This window comes from Xenococcus sp. PCC 7305 (genome assembly GCF_000332055.1).
GTDB lineage: Bacteria > Cyanobacteriota > Cyanobacteriia > Cyanobacteriales > Xenococcaceae > Xenococcus.
In genome coordinates this window covers 20,380-38,926 of sequence record NZ_ALVZ01000228.1, presented here as the reverse complement: position 1 = coordinate 38,926, position 18,547 = coordinate 20,380, and the positions used below count along the sequence as shown (strand labels likewise).

At 40.0% G+C, this 18,547-nt stretch carries 15 protein-coding genes; 8 read left to right on the top strand and 7 right to left on the bottom strand.

The window, feature by feature from the left end:
* Positions 1-21 precede the first annotated feature (21 nt).
* On the top strand, positions 22-594 hold the full coding sequence (locus XEN7305_RS23355; RefSeq protein WP_006512006.1) for an antibiotic biosynthesis monooxygenase: 573 nt from the start codon (positions 22-24) through the stop codon (positions 592-594).
* Between the two features lie 9 nt (positions 595-603).
* On the opposite strand, the gene XEN7305_RS23350 is transcribed toward XEN7305_RS23355, so the two are convergent.
* On the bottom strand, positions 604-1,578 hold the full coding sequence (locus XEN7305_RS23350) for a glycosyltransferase family A protein (RefSeq protein ID WP_006512005.1): 975 nt from the start codon (positions 1,576-1,578) through the stop codon (positions 604-606).
* A 71-nt stretch (positions 1,579-1,649) separates the two neighbouring features.
* The gene (locus XEN7305_RS23345) at positions 1,650-2,570 is read right to left on the bottom strand and encodes a pentapeptide repeat-containing protein (RefSeq protein ID WP_006512004.1); all 921 of its coding nucleotides are present in this window, start codon (positions 2,568-2,570) and stop codon (positions 1,650-1,652) included.
* A gap of 506 nt (positions 2,571-3,076) precedes the next feature.
* Here XEN7305_RS23345 and XEN7305_RS23335 point away from each other — a divergent pair.
* From XEN7305_RS23335 to XEN7305_RS23325, 3 genes are all read left to right on the top strand, one after another.
* A complete protein-coding gene (locus XEN7305_RS23335; RefSeq protein ID WP_006512003.1) occupies positions 3,077-3,328 on the top strand; it encodes a hypothetical protein in 252 nt (83 codons plus the stop codon).
* A gap of 25 nt (positions 3,329-3,353) precedes the next feature.
* A complete protein-coding gene (locus XEN7305_RS23330; protein ID WP_006512002.1) occupies positions 3,354-4,286 on the top strand; it encodes an ABC transporter ATP-binding protein in 933 nt (310 codons plus the stop codon).
* A 128-nt stretch (positions 4,287-4,414) separates the two neighbouring features.
* Positions 4,415-6,121, top strand: coding sequence for a hypothetical protein (locus XEN7305_RS23325; RefSeq protein ID WP_006512001.1), 1,707 nt, complete (start codon positions 4,415-4,417; stop codon positions 6,119-6,121).
* Positions 6,122-6,332: 211 nt separating this feature from the next.
* On the opposite strand, the gene XEN7305_RS23320 is transcribed toward XEN7305_RS23325, so the two are convergent.
* The 5 genes from XEN7305_RS23320 to XEN7305_RS23300 form a co-directional block, all read right to left on the bottom strand.
* Complete coding sequence (locus XEN7305_RS23320; RefSeq protein ID WP_006512000.1) at positions 6,333-7,886, bottom strand: mechanosensitive ion channel family protein; 1,554 nt, start codon at positions 7,884-7,886, stop codon at positions 6,333-6,335.
* A 116-nt stretch (positions 7,887-8,002) separates the two neighbouring features.
* Complete coding sequence (locus tag XEN7305_RS23315) at positions 8,003-8,968, bottom strand: succinylglutamate desuccinylase/aspartoacylase family protein (protein WP_006511999.1); 966 nt, start codon at positions 8,966-8,968, stop codon at positions 8,003-8,005.
* A gap of 24 nt (positions 8,969-8,992) precedes the next feature.
* Positions 8,993-9,898: a 30S ribosomal protein S6--L-glutamate ligase gene (gene rimK, locus XEN7305_RS23310; protein WP_006511998.1), complete on the bottom strand. Its 906-nt coding sequence runs from the start codon at positions 9,896-9,898 to the stop codon at positions 8,993-8,995.
* Positions 9,899-9,965: 67 nt separating this feature from the next.
* Complete coding sequence (locus tag XEN7305_RS23305) at positions 9,966-11,633, bottom strand: mechanosensitive ion channel family protein (RefSeq protein ID WP_006511997.1); 1,668 nt, start codon at positions 11,631-11,633, stop codon at positions 9,966-9,968.
* 97 nt (positions 11,634-11,730) lie between these two features.
* Positions 11,731-15,153 (bottom strand): Ig-like domain-containing protein, encoded by a 3,423-nt coding sequence (locus XEN7305_RS23300; RefSeq protein WP_006511996.1) that lies wholly within the window; start codon positions 15,151-15,153, stop codon positions 11,731-11,733.
* 302 nt (positions 15,154-15,455) lie between these two features.
* Between XEN7305_RS23300 and XEN7305_RS23295 the strand changes: the two genes are divergently transcribed.
* From XEN7305_RS23295 to XEN7305_RS27940, 4 genes are all read left to right on the top strand, one after another.
* Positions 15,456-15,719 (top strand): hypothetical protein, encoded by a 264-nt coding sequence (locus tag XEN7305_RS23295; protein WP_006511995.1) that lies wholly within the window; start codon positions 15,456-15,458, stop codon positions 15,717-15,719.
* Between the two features lie 195 nt (positions 15,720-15,914).
* Positions 15,915-17,096, top strand: a complete 1,182-nt coding sequence (locus tag XEN7305_RS23290; protein WP_006511994.1) for an aldo/keto reductase — start codon at positions 15,915-15,917, stop codon at positions 17,094-17,096.
* A 171-nt stretch (positions 17,097-17,267) separates the two neighbouring features.
* The gene (locus XEN7305_RS23285; RefSeq protein WP_006511993.1) at positions 17,268-17,732 is read left to right on the top strand and encodes a GNAT family N-acetyltransferase; all 465 of its coding nucleotides are present in this window, start codon (positions 17,268-17,270) and stop codon (positions 17,730-17,732) included.
* A 134-nt stretch (positions 17,733-17,866) separates the two neighbouring features.
* On the top strand, positions 17,867-18,418 hold the full coding sequence (locus XEN7305_RS27940; protein WP_006511992.1) for a DUF4278 domain-containing protein: 552 nt from the start codon (positions 17,867-17,869) through the stop codon (positions 18,416-18,418).
* The last annotated feature ends 129 nt before the right edge of the window (positions 18,419-18,547 follow it).

Here is an 18,547-nt window from a genome sequence, read left to right as displayed (position 1 = left end):
ATATCTTACTAAACTTCTAATATGAACGAAAAGCTCGATACTCTTGATCCTCCTGTCACTGTAGTTATTTCACGGAAAGTTCAACCTGAATGTAAAGCAGCTTTTGAAGAATTTATTTCTGGTATCACTTCCGCTGCCGCAACTTTTGAAGGGCATTTGGGCGTAAATATTTCCCGTCCCCGTACTCCTGAAGACAATGAATATAAAATTGTTTTCAAATTCGATCGCGCTAGTAATCTCCGAATCTGGCAAGAATCGGAATGTCGTCGTCAATGGTTAGCACGGGCAGAAAGTTTGTGTTTGGAAAAACCAACAGTTCAAATACTTACTGGTTTAGAAACTTGGTTTACTTTACAATCAGCAAAATCTTCAACTCCACCGCCACGTCACAAAATGGCCACAATCATTTTATTGACTATCGTGCCCATTAAAATATTGACTAATTTCACTTTGATTCCATTATTAACCTCATTACCGTTCTTATTAAGAATTCTGATAACTAGCGCAATTATGGTTTTAATGATGACCTTTGTGATTATGCCAAGAATGACCCGATTATTTTCTAAATGGCTTTATCCCAATAGAACCACCTGAATGCTTAGTCTAAAAAACATAATTTTTAATCAGATTCTGCCATTCTGGAGACTGACAAAGACCGGCAATATCAATAGTTTCCCCATATTGTTCCGAAAGGCTCTTAAAAGATTTTATCCAATGCATAACTGTTTGCGTAGGGGGCTTATTACTAAAGTTGCAAGATTTAGCCAAATAATCGGCCATTGCAGTAATATTTCCTGTGCTATAAAGTCGCCAAGAACTCCAAACCAGACTTTGATAACGAGAAGACGGTTCCAGTGCTTTGACCTGGGGTTGTAAGTTGCGATCGCTAAAAAATCTTTCTAACATTGAGTTCAATTCTTCTGCTTGCAACAGCGTATTCCCCGAAGCATTGCGTTCATGTTGACGATAACCCACCGTAATATCTTTGAGCCAATAGGCAGGGCAAGCGATCGCCGCTAAACGTAAAACTAAATCCACATCTGGTGTTTGTTCTAACCTCGGATCGAAACCATGAGTTTGTTTTAACCATGCATGACTAAATAACATAGCACCAAGAAAAACTGGTTTCCAGATTATGATATCCTTAATATTTAATTCCCGATTTTCATCCCAGGGTCGCACAATATCGATCGCCGCTCCTTGAGAATTAACAATTTCCCAACCACTGCCAATCATCCCCAAATTGGGTTTTTGCTCCATAAGCTGCATTTGAGAAGCCAATTTTTCGGGATAAAAGAAATCATCCTGATCCAAAAAGGCAATATATTTGCCCTGGGCTGCTGCTAATCCCGTATTTCTGGCTTGGGCAACTCCTTGATTTGGTTGATAGATATAGTTAATGCGATCGCCATAGCTTTTGATCACCTGAGCCGTCTCGTCAGTAGAGCCATCATCAACAATGATTAGTTCGTAATCAGAATAAGTCTGTGCCAAGACACTAGCGATCGCGCCTTCAATATAGCGATCGCCATTGTAAGCAGGAATAATTACACTTACATTTACATTTACATTTACCATTTTTGACCTAAAACCTAAAACCTAACCCCTAAAACCTCTCTTGACTAGATAATTAGTTTCACACAACTACTTTAATGAACATTACCATTAGGTAGAATTGTCCCTGTCAGTTTTGCCCCAGTTAATTTGACCATAATTTTCTTGCCGAAGCCAATTTTTGCGCCACTCAAATTAGCACCACTTAAATCTGCACCGCTCAAGTCTGCACCAATAAGATTAGCTTCTTGTAAATTAGCATTTCGAAGATTGGCGCCCAATAAATTGGCACGAAACAAATTAGCTCCTTTTAAGTTTGCATCCTCTAAGACGATTTTATGGAGGAAACCATCTGTCAAATCTGCATGGGAAAGATTTGCTTGTTTTAAATTTCTCCCCGATAGATCTTTTTCCTTCAGATTGGCCCCACTCATATCAGCTCCTGCGAGGTCTTTGTAGTAAGGTCTGTAGTGAGAGTTCTTGCTATTGCCAGAAGAACTGCTATTGTTGTTCGTATTTCTATTGTTGCTGCTGGTTTTACTGTAATAATTACTATTGCTAGTGTAACTACGATTACTGTGATAATTGCCGTTGCCAGAGTAACTGCGATTGCTAGTTGCATTTCTGCTACTACTGCTAGTATTGCTTTTGGCATTTCTGCCATTGCTGGAAGCAGCTCTATTTTGTTGATGATAGCTAGAATAGGAATAAGTATTGCGACGTTCCCTCGAAAAAGGCGACTTCTGATTTTTAGTAGCTTGGGAGTAGGATTTAGACTCAGTGGTTCGAGAAGTAACCGTTTCCTTATGGCTTAGCGATCGCAAAAAGTCCCGAGCTTGATTGATCTCTTTCAACTTCGCTGCTGACTTTTCAATCAATCTTTGATTATCCTGAGGAAGACGATCTGGATGCCAAATAAATGCCAAGTCTTTATAAGCTTGATTGATTTCATCAAGGGAAGCTCCTGGCTCCAATCCTAAAGTCTTATAATAGTAGTGCTTTAAATTTTGAGTCACTCTAGCAATCTTCCTAAGTATAATTGTAGTTAAATCTAACGAGTGTTTTTCTCCTGGTGTGCATTCGACAAATAAAATCTGTCAAGCCACTCTGCAGGAGCACAGAACTAGGTAAATGTTTATCTTATATGGAATAATTAATAGTTATAGAAATTATAGCTTCAACTTATAAGATAATAATGACCAGAAAATGCTTTCCTCGTCAAATCGGGAAAAAATTATTAGTTCTTAGCGTTGTGTGATACTTTTATTCAAATTTTACTAACATTTGCTAACAAATAGTTACTAAAAAGCCGTGTTTTAACTTTAACTAAGGTTTTAAAAAAATAGGTGGCCAGGAAAACTTTACTTTTTGTTAATAAAATTGCGTTAGGATGACAATGAATTAATTGAGTACGGTTAATTTTGTAATTAATTTTCTCCGTAAAAAAGTTTTTGATGATTTCAGGACAACTTTTGCAAGCCTCATTGATTTTTGTCAACAAAAATACCGAGCAACAATAATAATGAGTGACCATACCCCTGAAAGCTGTGATTTAAACTATAAACCCATAAGCTGTGATTTAAATGATCATTTAGCAAAGATTCTCTCTCAAAAAAAAGAATGTTGCCTCACTTATATTGATGAAGAAGGTCAGTTTGCCCATGTCAGAGGTCAAATAATCGGTCTCTATGCTCTTGATGGTGCTGATTGGTGTCAAGTTAGCGACGGGTCAAAAATTCGCCTCGACAGAATTGAAGAAATCGCGCAGAATTGAGATTGACTACACAATGTAATACTTAATGTTTAAGGCGATCGCGACTTATGGTTTAACGAAAAAGTTTGAAGATCAGATTGCGGTTAATGACGTTGACCTAGAGATTCAGGCTGGGGAAGTTTTTGGCCTCATTGGAGCCAATGGGGCAGGAAAGACGACATTAATCAAAATGCTAGCTGCGGCAATGGAGCCTAGTTGTGGCGAAATCTATTTAAATGGCGATCGCCTGCTCCTCGATAGCAGTAGTGCAATGCTCAAGCAGCATATTGGTTATCTACCGGATGATTATCCTTTATACGATGAACTGACAGTTTGGGATTATCTCGATTATTTTGCCAGACTCTACCGCCTAACACCGCAGCGTCGCCGTCGTCGCCTTTATGAAGTATTAGAGTTAATCCAATTAGAGCATAAGCATAAAAGCAAAATTGCCACTCTTTCTCGGGGCATGAGACAAAGATTGAGTTTAGCCAGAACCATTATTCATGAACCAATAATCTTATTATTGGATGAACCTGTGTCTGGTTTAGATCCGATCGCGCGGATGCAGTTTCGCGAGATTATTAAGGTTCTACAGGAAGCGGGCATGACAGTATTAATTTCTTCCCATGTATTGAGTGACCTGGCCGAACTATGCACTTCTATCGGGATTATGGAGTTTGGTTTTTTAGTAGAAACTGCATCTTTGACTGATATTTATGCTCGTTTGTCCAATCAATATTTGATGATCAGCATTTTGGGAGATTTGACAGTACTGAAAAAAGAACTCAAAAATAATCCTTCGGTGACAGAATGGTCAGACATTCCAGAGAAAAATGGTCTCAAAGTTGGGTTTTTAGGGGCAGAAGCGGATAGAGTAGAGTTATTAAGGTCTCTTATCGCAGCAGGAATTTCTGTTCTAGAATTTACTTGTGCGCAAGAAGACTTAGAAGAGATTTTTTTGAAATACAGATTGTAGAAATTTTATTTCCACAAGCCCAATTTGTCCTTACAAGTTACTTTTAATTTTTTATGATTCCGAGTGAATAGCTCGCTGATTCGTGTTAAGTGACAAATATTTCTATTCTTAAATTATCTTTAAAAATTATGAATAAAAAACTCCAGACATTACGAAGGGGTCAATTAAAAATTTTTAATCCTTTAGAAGCTAATCCCCAGCTATTTCGGGAAATCATAGGTAAAATAAGTGGCAAAAATATTTTTATTACTTCTTTACTTTCTATGCTGGTGCAGATATTTGTGGTCGCACTTTATTTTGGCAAGCTACCAGATATAGCACAGAAAAGACTTCAATATAGTCGTTACTGTACAGGTCTAAGAGATAACCATGCCACCAAATCTCTCTGTCTAAAGAATATTAAGGGTTGGTCAATAAATTGGGAATTATTTTGGCATGATATTTTTATCTTTTTCACTATTGCTAGTATTGTCATTCTCTTAGTAATTAGCACTTTTATGATAATTGCCGATCTTGTTCAAGAAGAAAAAACGGGAACCTTAAATTTTATTCGTCTGAGTCCCCAATCAGCTAGCAAGATATTATTTGGGAAAATAGTGGGAGTTCCCATACTGGTTAATTTTTTTGTTGCGACAATCTTTCCTTTACATTTGATATCTGCTTTGAAAGCAAATATTCCTTGGTATTTAATATTATCTTTTGATCTTATTGTTATAGCAGGTTGCGCCTTTGTTTATAGTTTTTCCGGGTTATTTGCCTTGGTAAGAATGGAAAAATCAGAATTAAAACCTTGGATCGCAACATTTGTTGTTGCTTGCTTTTTTTTGATAACTACTTGTATATTTTTTGATAATTATGACATTAATAATTCCCTGGCAGAATGGCTATTAATATTTAACCCCATTCTTGCACTGACTTATGTGCTGGAGCCAATTTCTGTTGCTGGTGATTTAGTAGATTATATTGATCTTAATTCTTTAAGTCAGTTATCATTTTACGGTCAGCATTTATGGTCAAACGCAATTACAGGAATGGGCTTTATTCTGTTCAACTATTGTTTATGGACTTATTGGCTTTGGCAGGGGGCAACACGTCTTTTCCATAACCCAACTAGTACTATTTTTAGTAAAAAACAAAGCTATTGGATCACAGGATGGTTTGTCGCGATCTCCCTGGGATTCACTTTGCAAATTAATGGTGACTATAACAAGCTTGCTGAGAATTTCATCATTTTACAATGCCTATTATTTGCGATGTTGTTAGGATTGGTTGCTGCTTTGAGTCCTCATCGTCAAAAATTATATGATTGGGCAAGATATCGACATCAACTGAGCAAAAATGGCAAATCATTAGTTCAAGAATTAGTTTTTGGCGAGAAAAGTCCCTCTTCAGTTGCGATCGCAATTAATGCGGCCATTACGATAATTATTATTGCAATGGGATTGCTAATATTTCCGTCACAAAAAGCAGGAGCCGAGGCTATCGGCGGGTTTGTTTTAACGATGGGAATGATTTTATTGTATTCAGTGATTGTGCAATGGATGTTGCTCATGAAAAGCCATAAAAGAGTGCTCTGGACATCGATCACGATTTCGCTATTGATCCTGCTGCCACCAATTTTGTTTGCGATCGCCGATGTGACACCTCAAAATGTCCCACTAGCTTGGTTCTTTTCTAGTGTTCCTTTTGTCGGCATAGAATACGCAAATGTTTCAGCTTTAATCTTAGGAGTTTTGGGGCAATGGCTAGCCATTACTTTTGTTAGTTTTCAGATGATGAGAAAGTTGCGCCAAGCAGGAAGATCCGAAACTCAAAAAATATTAGCCTCTACTTGAACTTCAGTTCGACAAATTTTCTTTTTGATTAAATTTTCCAAATTAAAAAACCAAGTAATAGGCTTTTCCCTAAATCCCCAAGTCCCTATTCAGAACTAATAAATTTTGTACTCATCGAACTCACGTTACTTAAAAATGTTTAAGGCCGTCTACTTTATGCTTAATTGACTGTTTCTAGTAAATGTGTTTATTTATACTCTTTTTAAGCAATTCAACCAGCTTGATCCTCATGGGAATTTTTGACTTCGACTGCTCCTGGGACAGGAAATATGGCAGAACGTAAATTGATATCCTGTTGGGGATAAGGAATTTCTATATGATGATTGTTGAAAGATGTACTAATAGCAAAATAAAGTTCACTTTTAATTATCGATTGTTTTTGAGGTTGTGCCATCCAGACTAATAATTCAAAATTGATGGCACTATCGCCAAACCCTAAAAGTAGCACTTGAGGAGGAGGAAAACTTAATACATCTGAACATTTTTTACTTGCTTCTAACAGCGCTGTCTTAACTAATTGAACTTCAGAATCATAGGAAACTCCAATGGGAATATGTAAGCGAGAAATAGGATTATTATGACTCCAATTAATGACTTCACTCTCTAGGAAACGAGAATTTGGGACGATAATCGAGATTTGATCTAGAGTTTTAATTAATGTACTACGAGGGCCAATATATTCTATGATCCCTGCATACTGATTAACCTCTACAAAATCACCAACTTGAATTGGACGTTCAAACAACAAAACTAAGCCACTACCAAAATTCTTCGCAATATCCTGAAACCCAAAACCAATTGCTACCCCAAAAGCACTAGCTAAAATCGTTAAAGAACTAAGATCAAAGCCCCAAACCTGTAGCAATACAATAGTCCCAATAAAGATAAAAACATATTTAACCACAAGAGCGATCGCTTCTCGTACTCCGCGACTAATTTGAGTTAGTATTAACACTCGCTTCAGCAGGAAATTAGCTAGAACATTGGCTACTATAAATAAAGTAATTTCTAAAACAGCTAAGAATAAAAAATCAAGTAATGAATAAGAATTATTACCAATAGAAATCAAGGAAATAGTAAAGCTTTCTATCAAACGTGTTTTAATTCGATAACTCCAGGATCTGGTTAGGGGAAAAAGGTTAGTAATATAAATAGTCGCGACTAACCACAGGCTAATCCTGATTAATAATAGAGAAAAACTTAACCCTAAAGTTAAGGCTTTATTCTTATTTGATTCTGAATTACTACGATCTAAGTTGAAAATTTTCGAACAAAAATAAATTGCCTTCTGCCAAAATTTTCCTAACAACCAATTAATTACAGATGATAGAACCAGGAGAGTAAAAGCCAAAAATAATCGTCGAGTTAGATAGGATTCATTCCTTTCTTTTTGAGATTTTTCTACTGCTTGAGTAATTTTATCTGCCCAAATGTCAGCTTGTTCCCGAGGAGAATTGATTGGAGAAGTATCTTTTCGGGTAACAGTTAACAAATAGCGATTATTTAAAATAATAATTGGCAATTTATTGCGAATTTCAATTGTAGTTTGTGGCTTCTCACCCGATTCAACTACTGCTTTTATTTGATAATTGACCCAATTAGCTCGTACTTCTGCAGGAAATGTATCATAATCGGCTACTTCAAAAAGTTGTCGCCCATCAATTTCTATTGTCTCTTGGTCATTAGCTTGTGCGAAAGCAGGTATTAGGAACAAACCTAACCAAATAATAATAACTAAGAGGAATTGGGGTAATTTTTTTCTCATGTAAATAATTGTTATTAAGTACTATTCATTGATGGCTAAGTATTGATTTCTTAGAAGTTTAGATAAAATTGGCAGCTTTATGGATACTTTAAGAAGAAGCTTAATAAGCAGAAAATTTAGTTGATAATCGCCAAGTGCACGATCGCATCACCTTGATTGACCAAGGGATTTAAACTGTAACTCAAGACGATTCCTGAGACGCTGGCACGAACTTTAATCTGAGATTCCCCCACAGCATCGGTAATAAAGCCCAATTCTTGCTTTTTAACGACTTTTTCCCCAAGATTTACCCCTAAATGAAATATCCCACCCCGAGAGGCCCGAATCCATTTGCTACTCGTAACTTCAATTGTTTCAGTTTCAGAAACAGTTTCTGCTAAATCGTACATATCTAAGCAATTCATCACCCGCAAAATGCCTTGAACTCCGATCGCGATCGCCTCAGCATTAAATCGTAAGGCTTCCCCTGCTTCATATAGTAAAACAGGGATTCCCTTCTTAGTGGCCGCTTGGCGCAAAGAGCCATCTCTGGTGTTGGCATGGAGCATAATTTTTGTCCCAAAAGCCTTGGCGCAACGATGGGTTTCGGGATCTTGGAGATTGCCGCGAATTTGAGGTAAATTTACTCGATTAATGGCCGCTGTATGTAAATCAATACCGTGAGTACTCTGACTAACAATCTCTCGCATAAACAAAAACGCTAAACGAGAAGCCAAAGAACCCTTCTCAGAACCAGGAAAACTGCGATTCAGGTCTCGGCGATCGGGAAGATAACGAGACTGCTCAATAAAACCAAAAACATTAACAATCGGGACAGCCAGCAAAGTTCCTCGCAACTTCTCGGGTCTAATTTGTGCCAATACCTGACGAATGATCTCTACCCCATTAAGCTCATCTCCGTGAATCGCTGCACTCAGCCATAATTTCGGGCCTGGATCGAGGCCATTAACAATAGTCACGGGAAGCGATAACAAAGTTTGGGTCGGCAAACGGCTCACGGGGAGATCCAAGCGTCGCGATCGCCCTGGGGGAATAATTTCCTTGGCAATTTCAATCGTATTTTCCTGGGGATTATCGTTCAAAGTCTTGTTCTGGAATGGAATTATCTAATATTTAATGCGATCTCGAGTTTTGCTCGCTTCAGCATTTTTGGCAATATATTCAATTATTTTGCCAGCAACATCTATTGTGGTGACTTTTTCAATTCCTTCCAAGCCAGGAGAAGAATTAACTTCTATTACTACTGGCCCATGATGGGAACGCAACAAATCCACTCCAGCCACACCTAACCCCATGGCTTTTGCTGCCCTAATTGCAGTACTTTTTTCTTCGGGAGTTAATTTAATCTTAGTAGCTCGGCCTCCGCGATGCAGATTAGAACGAAATTCTCCTGCTGCTCCCTGACGTTTCATGGATGCTATGACCTTGCCCCCAATCACAAAACAACGTAAATCAGCTCCTTTAGCCTCTTTAATATATTCTTGCACAAGAATATTGGCATCCAAACCACGAAAGGCTTCAATAACAGATTTTGCCGCTTGAGAAGTTTCGGCTAAAACCACTCCGATTCCCTGGGTACCTTCGAGCAACTTAATGACTAAGGGTGCACCTCCTACAGTTTCTATCAAACCGTCAATATCTTGGGTAGCATGGGCAAAGCCTGTTACCGGCAACCCGATGCCCTGCTTAGCCAAAATTTGTAAGCAACGCAATTTGTCGCGAGAACGGGAAATTGCCTGGGATTCATTTGTCGCAAAAACTCCCATCACCTCAAACTGACGAACCACAGCCGTACCATAAAAAGTTCGGGATGCGCCAATTCGGGGAATAATCGCATCAAAATTTTCTAAAGGTTTTCCTTTGTAAACGATGGAAGGTCGATGGGAGGTGATATTCATGTAGCAACGCAGATAGTCAATCACCTGAATATTATGTCCTTGAGCTTCCCCTGCCTCTCGAAGCCTTCTAGTTGAGTAGAGAGTAGCATCTTGCGACAAAATAGCAATTTTCATCTTATATAGTTACTTTTCCCGTTATTTTAATGACTTGGCTTCTATAATGATTCATTAGACTTCTCGATCATGAGTTATCTGGTTTATCGGGAGGAGCCATCCTAAATCCAGGAGCATTATAGTCGTTGGGTAAATAATTTGCAGGAATAGTAATCTGATGACCATCTCGCAGTGCAGAGTAGTGAGGTGAGAGAATCTCAATATCTGCTTCATTACATTTATCTTGAAGATGCTGATGCAATTGAGAATAGATATTTGACATTATCAGAGGACGGTTTGTATAGGCATTCAACTCATAGCTAACATAAAAATCATCCAAACTAGTTTGTAGGATAAAAGGAGCGGGGTCACTCAAAATATGCTCGGTTGCGATCGCGGCATCCGTTAACACCTGATGGACTTTTCGCCAGGGAACATCATAGCCCAGGGTAATTGTCGTGTGGAGAATCAAGGGTGGGGTTTCGGGATCTCGGACTGTTGCGCTGAAGTTGACCACATTACTAGAAAGCACCGTTGAATTGGGCATGGTAATCACCATATTTTTTGGCGTGCGTAAACGAGTGACCAGAAGGGTTTTGGCGACAATATCACCCACGGCATCGCCGATCTGAACGCGATCGCCTACTTCAAAGGCACGAGTGTAAATGAGGATGACTCCGCCAACAATATTGGCAACAGCAGCGGTAGAACCAAGAGACAGCAACAAACCCAGAAACAGAGAAACACCTTGAAAAGCAGGAGAGCCCGAGCCAGGTAGATAGGGAAAAGCAATAACCACTGCCAGAGCCAAGATCAGGAAAAAAGATAATTTATAGGTTGGGGCTGCCCATTCTTGATAGAAGCCGGGAAAAGCAATTTCTCCCCGCTGGAGCTCTCCGAAAATAAGCTTAACAAAGCGAATAATATAATAAGTAAAGAGGATAATAACTGCGATTACGAATAAATTGGGGAGATAGTTGATAAAGCCCTGAAAAACCTGCTCGAAAGCGGCAAAAAGATAGCTGAAGAGATTTTTACCTAATGCTTTTGTCCAGGGAAAGAAACTAAAGACAAAAGGAAAATAGAGGTATAGAACAAACAAAATCACCGACCAATGAATTAGTTTCACTAGACGCTTTAAGACGACTGTCAATAAAGAAGACCTGACTAGCTCCACATTTTGAATTCTGATACTCGGAATTCGGCTTTCCCTCCAAGAATCTAGCAAACTATAAATTCTGGGGAATATTTTGTTTAAAATGAACTGAACAAGAATTAACAGAACCGTTGCAATAACCGAATAAATAATTGCTCTAATTAGGTATTTTGCACTGCGCTCTTGTCTATAGGTTTGCAGGGAATCTTGGATTTTGGCCAGATGTTCATTGGCTAGCTCGGTTCTAGATATCTGGGCGGCCTTGGCATCGGCCTCTGTTAGCGTAACTAGTATTTTTTTGTCAATAAAAATACTTGTGGTAACATCCTGTTCTGCAAGTCTCAGCAAATTGAGGTCTATTGACTCATCCTCGGCAACTCTTTGGATGCGATTTGTAATGGTTTGGGCTCGCTCTTCAGAGGAGAATGATCCGACGTTGGCTTGGATCACAAACAGGGTTTCATCGGCCAAAAGCACAGGAAAACCATCGATTTTATCCCCAGTGGTGGTATCTTCTTGGGAGTGAACTGAGGGACTGGCTATGACATTCAGTAAGATTACTAACGCAAAAGCGATTAAAGCTTGCCAATATTTTCTCATCAGTTTTACTTTTTAGTTAATCCAGAAAAATTATCTCATTTATTTGCATGTATTCTCCAAACTTAGGAGTGATTTGCCAATCACCCCTAACTAATCATTAAACTTCAAAGTAAACGTCAACTAACTCTCTACTTTGACCATCAGCCATTACCGCAGAACTTCGCTCTCCCAAAAGATTTCCTTGCTCATCTAACGTGAAATTAGATTGATAGTCCAGATTAAGAGTTGCAACTCCAACAGCAGTCAGAGATTGTAATTCCCCAAAATCTGTAACGCCATTTTCATTTTGATCTTGCCAAACCATAATTTGGTCGAAGTTGGCATCAGCATTATTCACTACGCCATCATCATTAGAATCAAAGGATTCGAGTTTGGCAAAGGCTTCCCCAACTCCATTGCCACCGAATAGTTCATTTTGATTATCAATTTGACCATTCCCGTCGTTGTCCACAGCAAGAAATCCATCGTTACCTGATAACCAGCCCGTGTTCACTTGTTCTCCGGTATTTAAGATATCGAACATGACACCTTGTTGGATACTAATGGTTTTAACGCCATCGCCATTAAGGTCGATCGCAATGGGGCTCACAAAACCATAGTGAGATTTGTCTTGAATCTCAACCTGCAAAGAACTTTGCTCAAATCTAGTATTGTCTGCTTCGATAACAGTTAGGGAGAAATTCTCAGTACCTTCAACAAAGCCAGTAGCATTTGGGCCATCGCGGTCTACTGTAACCTGTTCTTTCCAAGCTGCAACCTGGAAAGGATTGGACATGGTCTCTCCGGCGGCAACGGTAACTGTAATGGTATTCCCTTGATTAATAGAATCATCTTGATACAGGGTGTAATCCCAACTAGCATCTCCCGGACCAGTGGCAGGGCGATCGCCGTCGCTAGGGTCAGTACTGTTCGGCACACGATCATAGATAGTTTCAATTACCGGACCACCAATGCCTTGTCTAATATCGTAGAAACCACCCCAAATGATATCTTGACCAGAAGCATCTTGATCAATGCGATTAGCTGTACCATCATCAACTTGAATGGTAAAACTGCGATCGCGATCGCTCACTTCATCTAACTGAACTTTATAAGAACCTTGCTCTCCTTCATCAATGGTAGTTGTCCCGACCAGATTAGCAATAATTTCTGCGGGTTCGGCGGGCTCAACTTCAATGGTGACAGTGGCAGTATCCATGCCTCCATTGCCGTCATCAATGGTGTAGGAGAAAGTATCCGTCCCACTAAATCCTTCATTAGGAAAATAAACTAACTTATCATCAGTAGTATCATGGGGCGTGCCATTGCTATTACGTTTAACTTCCCCATTATTCCCCTGGCTCCAGGATTTAATTCTGAGGGGGTCACCATCGGGGTCAGAGTCATTAGTTAAAACCCGAACTCCAACTTTAGTCTCAGCATCAGTGCTGGCAAAATCATCCACCGCATCGGGCGCATTATTGTCAGCGCCGCCATTATTAACAACTTCAACGGTAACCGTAGCGCTATCCAGGCCCCCATTCCCATCATCAATGGTGTAGGAGAAAGTATCAGTTCCGGTGAAACCTTCCTTGGGAAAATAAACTAACTTATCGTCAGTAGTATCATCAGGGGTACCATTATTATTGCGCCTCACTTCTCCATTATTCCCCTGAGTCCAGGATTTAATTCTTAGAGGATCACCATCAGGGTCAGAATCATTGGCTAAAACCCGAACTCCAACTTTAGTTTCAGCATTAGTGCTAGCAAAATCATCCACCGCATCGGGCGCATTGTTGCCAGGGCCGCCATTATTGCCAACTTCAACAGTTACCGTAGCGCTGTCCATCCCACCAAAACCATCATCAATGGTGTAGGAGAAAGTATCAGTTCCCGTGAAACCTTCATTGGGGAAATAAACTAGTTTGTCATCGGTAGTATCATCAGGGGTGCCGTTATTATTGCGTTTGACGACCCCATGATTACCCTGAGTCCAAGATTTGATTCTTAGGGGGTCGCTTTCTGGGTCAGAATCATTTTCCAAAACCCGAACACCTACTTTGGTATTAATATTAGTCCTAGCAAAATCATCTACCGCATCGGGGTCTTGATTCTCGCCATTGCCATGATCGCTAAGGTCATCTTGAACCTTAATCTGGGTATCTCGGCGAATGACACTGCCATTATCTAAGCTACGAACTACAGTAATATCATAAATATTATCGCCATCTGCATCGAGGGGATTTTCAAAATCGGCTTCTTGTTTGAAAGTTAATTCTCCAGTCTGGGTATCAATCTCAAAAACATTAGCATCAATCCCTTCTAGAGAATAACTAACATCATTCCAAGTCTCGGCATTCGCAGTTGCTGTAGAACGAATTAAAGTTTCTCCGCGATCGCTTTGCACATAATCGGCAACTACAGAAATTTCATGAATCCCTTTATCCGCTAGGGACATAAATTCTCCTGCTGCAACCTGGGCATCGCCATCATCGACCCATAGTTCTAGTCCGTCTAATTCTTCACCATTGAGTTTGCCGTCGTTGTTACTATCAAGTTGGGCGAGTTTTTGATAACCATCAGTATATTTACCACCTTCATCGCCAAATAACCGCGCGCCATTCATCTCAGAAGCGGCATTGCCATCGCGATTATCTACTAAGAAGCCGTCTCCATCGCCTGAGAGCCATTCGATAGTATCTAGTTCTCCATCAGCATCAATATCAAATTCTACAGTTGAGCCAATATGGTCAATTCCAGATTTATCTTGGGCTGTAGTTTCTCCCGTCACGCCAATTTTTCCGTCACCATTAAGATCGAAAGCGATCGGGCTAACTCCATAGACATCGGTTGTATCTTTAATCTCAACATCAAGATCTGCGCCTAGATGAAGCAGATCTGATCCACTGCTATCGACTATTGATAGGGAAAAAGTCTCCGTTCCCTCTTCGGCATCTGAAGTACTAAATAAATTGCGGTCAACAGTAATTTTTTCCGCCCAGGCTTTGATATCAAAGCTTTCCGACATAGTTTGGCCAGCAGCAACTTTAACACGTAGAGTATTGCTATCTATTATTTCACCGTCTTGAATCGCGGAGAAATCCCAATTCGCATCGTCAGGCCCCACTTGAGGACGATTGCCATCAGAAGCCCATTGACCGTTGGGCACGCGATTGTATATGACCTCGACAATATTGCCCTGGGAATCTCTGAGGTCGTAAACCCCACCCCAAATAATATCTTGGCGATCGACACCTTCTTGATCGCCCACTTGTTGGGCTGTTCCACTATTAATCTGAATATCATAGTAAGTATCGACATCTAAGGCTCTGTCTAGTTGTACTTTATAAGCAGCTGAAGAACCTTCATCAAGATGCTCAGCGCCGATTAGTGCGGCGATAACTGGCTTTGTTATTTTTTCGGCAAACCAGACATCTTCAGTAAGAATATTTTTTTCGGTGTTAAAATCAACCACAAAGGATTGACCTTCGGGAACTTCAATACATTCTGGTTGGTTGTTTTGAGAATTTTCTAGTGTCATATTTTGTATTGTTTGAGTTTAAAAAATTAAGATAAGGAGAGTAAGTTATAAGTAATGAGTAATGAGTAATAAGTAATAAGTAATGGGTAATGGGTAATGGGTAATGGGTAATGGGTAATGGGTTTTTCTCGGGAATAACTCTGATAGAGTAATTACTTACTTTACAATCCTGTATCTTATTTGTCACAATGACAATTCATTATTTGTAACTTTATAGATACTTTAATTTGAAATAAATTTACTATGTACTTCACAAGTAGATAAGTGGGTATATTTTCGGTACAGAATTTGGATGATTAGCAATGAATAAAACCTTAAACCAAGAATCAAATCAAAACACAGCAGGATTCTTTGAAGGAGATGATCAAAATAGTTCTTCGGTGAGACTAATGAGCTTTATGGCTCTGGTCGGAGCAATTATTTTTGGCTTACTGACGGTGCTCAATGCTGGAAATTCAGGATCTCAAGGTGATAGCTCTGGCGGTCTCTACATCACTTTCGGCTTTTTGGTGGCAGCTTTTGTTCCCAAAGCAGCTCAGAAATTCGCTGAAAACGATCTCAAATAGACAAAGATCACATAAAATGCCCAGGCAAAATTAACTACAAAAATCTTCCTATTCCCTATTCCCCGTTCCCTGTTCCCCGTTCCCTATTCCCTATTCCCTGTTCCCTGTTCCCTATATCAACCAGGATGCAACTACTTAGTCAGGATTGCTATAGTTTAAATTGAATTCGAGAAAAATAGATTAGTCATTGAATCAATGCAATACAGAAGGTTTGGTCGCACAGAATTACAAATGCCAATATTCTCCTGTGGTGGCATGAGATATCAACATGCTTGGCGAGATATCCCAGAATCCGAAATTCCTGAAGCTAATCAACGCAATCTTGAAGCAACTATTTTGCGATCGCTGGAACTGGGAATTAATCATATTGAAACAGCGAGAGGTTATGGCACATCGGAGATGCAACTAGGGAAGCTATTACCTCGCCTTCCCCGAGAGCAGTTTATAATGCAAACGAAAGTAGGCCCCCGTGAAGATCCCCGGGAATTTCGTCGTAACTTTGAGCAGTCTCTGAAGTTTTTGGGTTTAGAATACGTCGATTTACTGGGAATTCACGGCATTAACAATCAAGCAACTTTTGATGACACTCTCAGATCTGGTGGTTGTTTGGATGTGGCACGACAATTGCAGCGCGAAGGCAAAGTTCGTTTTGTCGGGTTTTCTACTCACGGTAGTACCGAAATTATTACTAAGGCGATTAATACCGGGGAATTTGATTATGTGAATCTCCATTGGTATTACATTAATCAAACAAATTGGTCGGCGATCGCAGCGGCTAATCAACAGGATATGGGCGTCTTTATTATTAGTCCTTCCGATAAAGGAGGCAAACTATATGATCCGCCAGCGAAACTTGTGGAATTATGTCAACCGTTGAGCCCCATGGTATTTAATGATCTTTTTTGTTTGTCCCATCCTCAGGTTCATACCCTTAGCCTCGGTGCGGCCAAACCCTCGGATTTTGATGAGCATCTAAAAGTATTGCCTCTGATTGCCGAAGCTGAGTCGATTTTACCCAAGATTTTAGAGCAGTTGGAACAAGGTGCGATCGCAGCTTTGGGGGAAGAATGGTATCGAACTTGGCACGTTGGTTTGCCAAGCCACGAAGAAACTCCAGGCAGGATTAATATTCCGGTGATTCTTTGGTTGCGCAATTTGGCATTGGCCTACGATATGCATGAATATAGCAAGGGAAGATATAACTTATTAGAAAATGGAGGTCATTGGTTTCCTGGTGCCCAAGCGAAAAATGTCGCCAGATTCAATCTAGATGCTTGTTTAAAGAATAGTCCTCATCGGGATAAAATTCCCCAGATTTTGCAAACATGCGATCGCCTTTTGGGCGGGGAAGCAGTACAAAGGCTTTCTCAGAGCTAAACATTTTATAATGAGTTGGTAATTTATTGACTCGCAAAGATTGGTTTTAGGTGTTAGGTGTTAGGTTAAAAACAGTCATATTTCAACTTTCCCAACGTCATACCCAAATCCCCAAATCCTTATCCAGAACTAGTAAATTTTGTACTCATCGAACTCAGGTTTACCAAGGTTATGATTCGACTTGCTACCCCCGAAGACCAGAAAGCGCTCATCGCTATTGCCGAGGCTGTTGGGCTGTTTAGTCCCCCAGAACTGGAGGAGCTGGGCGGGATGTTGGCCGAATATTTTGACGGCAACCCAGATAGTGATTCCTGTTGGATTACCTATGATGATTGTGAGCCTAGAGGCGTTGCCTACTATGCACCAGAGCCTTATGCTGAGGGAGCTTGGAATTTGTATTTCATTGCGGTTCACCCCGACTATCAAGGAAAAGGCATTGGTGGGGCCATGTTGGACTATGTGGAAAAAATCTTGACAGAACGCGGCGATCGCCTACTCCTGGTGGAAACTTCGGGGCTGCCAGGTTTTGAGCGAACTCGGGAGTTTTATCGCAAACAGGGCTATGAAGAAGAGGCCAGAATTCGCGAGTTTTACAAAGCTGGTGATGATAAGATTATTTTTCGCAAGGCTCTTTGATTGCTTTGCGCTTGGGAAAAGACGCTGTCTAGATTTCAAACTGTAGCAAATTAATCACTAATCCATTTCAGGTTTATAGTAGTGTAAGTGATTGAACCGGAAAATATTTTTAGACGCGCGATCATAAGGATAAGATGAACCTATTTTTTTTAATTCCTCTAGTAGCTGGCATTGCCGCCAATCATATTGCCAAAAAGGCTTCAGATGAAATTAGTTATTTGATGGGTTCAGTAACATTTTTCAGTTTTATCTTAAGCTTAGTGATTGCGCCTTGGGAAGTTAAGTTAGTCGTTCTTGCGATCGCGCTTCTCAGTACCTATGGATTTTGGCGGCAACCGGTCGGGGAAGATGAACTGGCATCTGAGTCTAAATCGAGTCAAGAGTCTGGGCAAAAACAGGCAGAGCATGATGAACAAAACGACAATTCTGCCGGTGAAGAACTAATTGGAACATATCGGGGTAAAACTTATCATATTCATGCTTCTCGACATCAAGAGCTTGGGCAACAACAAGTAGAGCAAAAGGATAATTCTGACGGCGAAGAGTTAACGGGGACCTATCGAGGGAAAACCTATCATATTAATGATCCCCGATTGCCGGTGCAGCCACATCCAGAATATAAATTGAAATATCGCGGTGTTAGTGTCGATAAGAATAAAAATCAAGCTTCTCAAGATAAGAATTAGAGAAGGCAGATGGCAGATGGCAGATGGCAGATGGCAGAAGGACTTAGGTGATTTCTGGGGAAAAACATACCATTGATGTAGGGGCGATTGGCCAATCGCCCTTAGTGTTAATAATCGTAATTGAGCTTG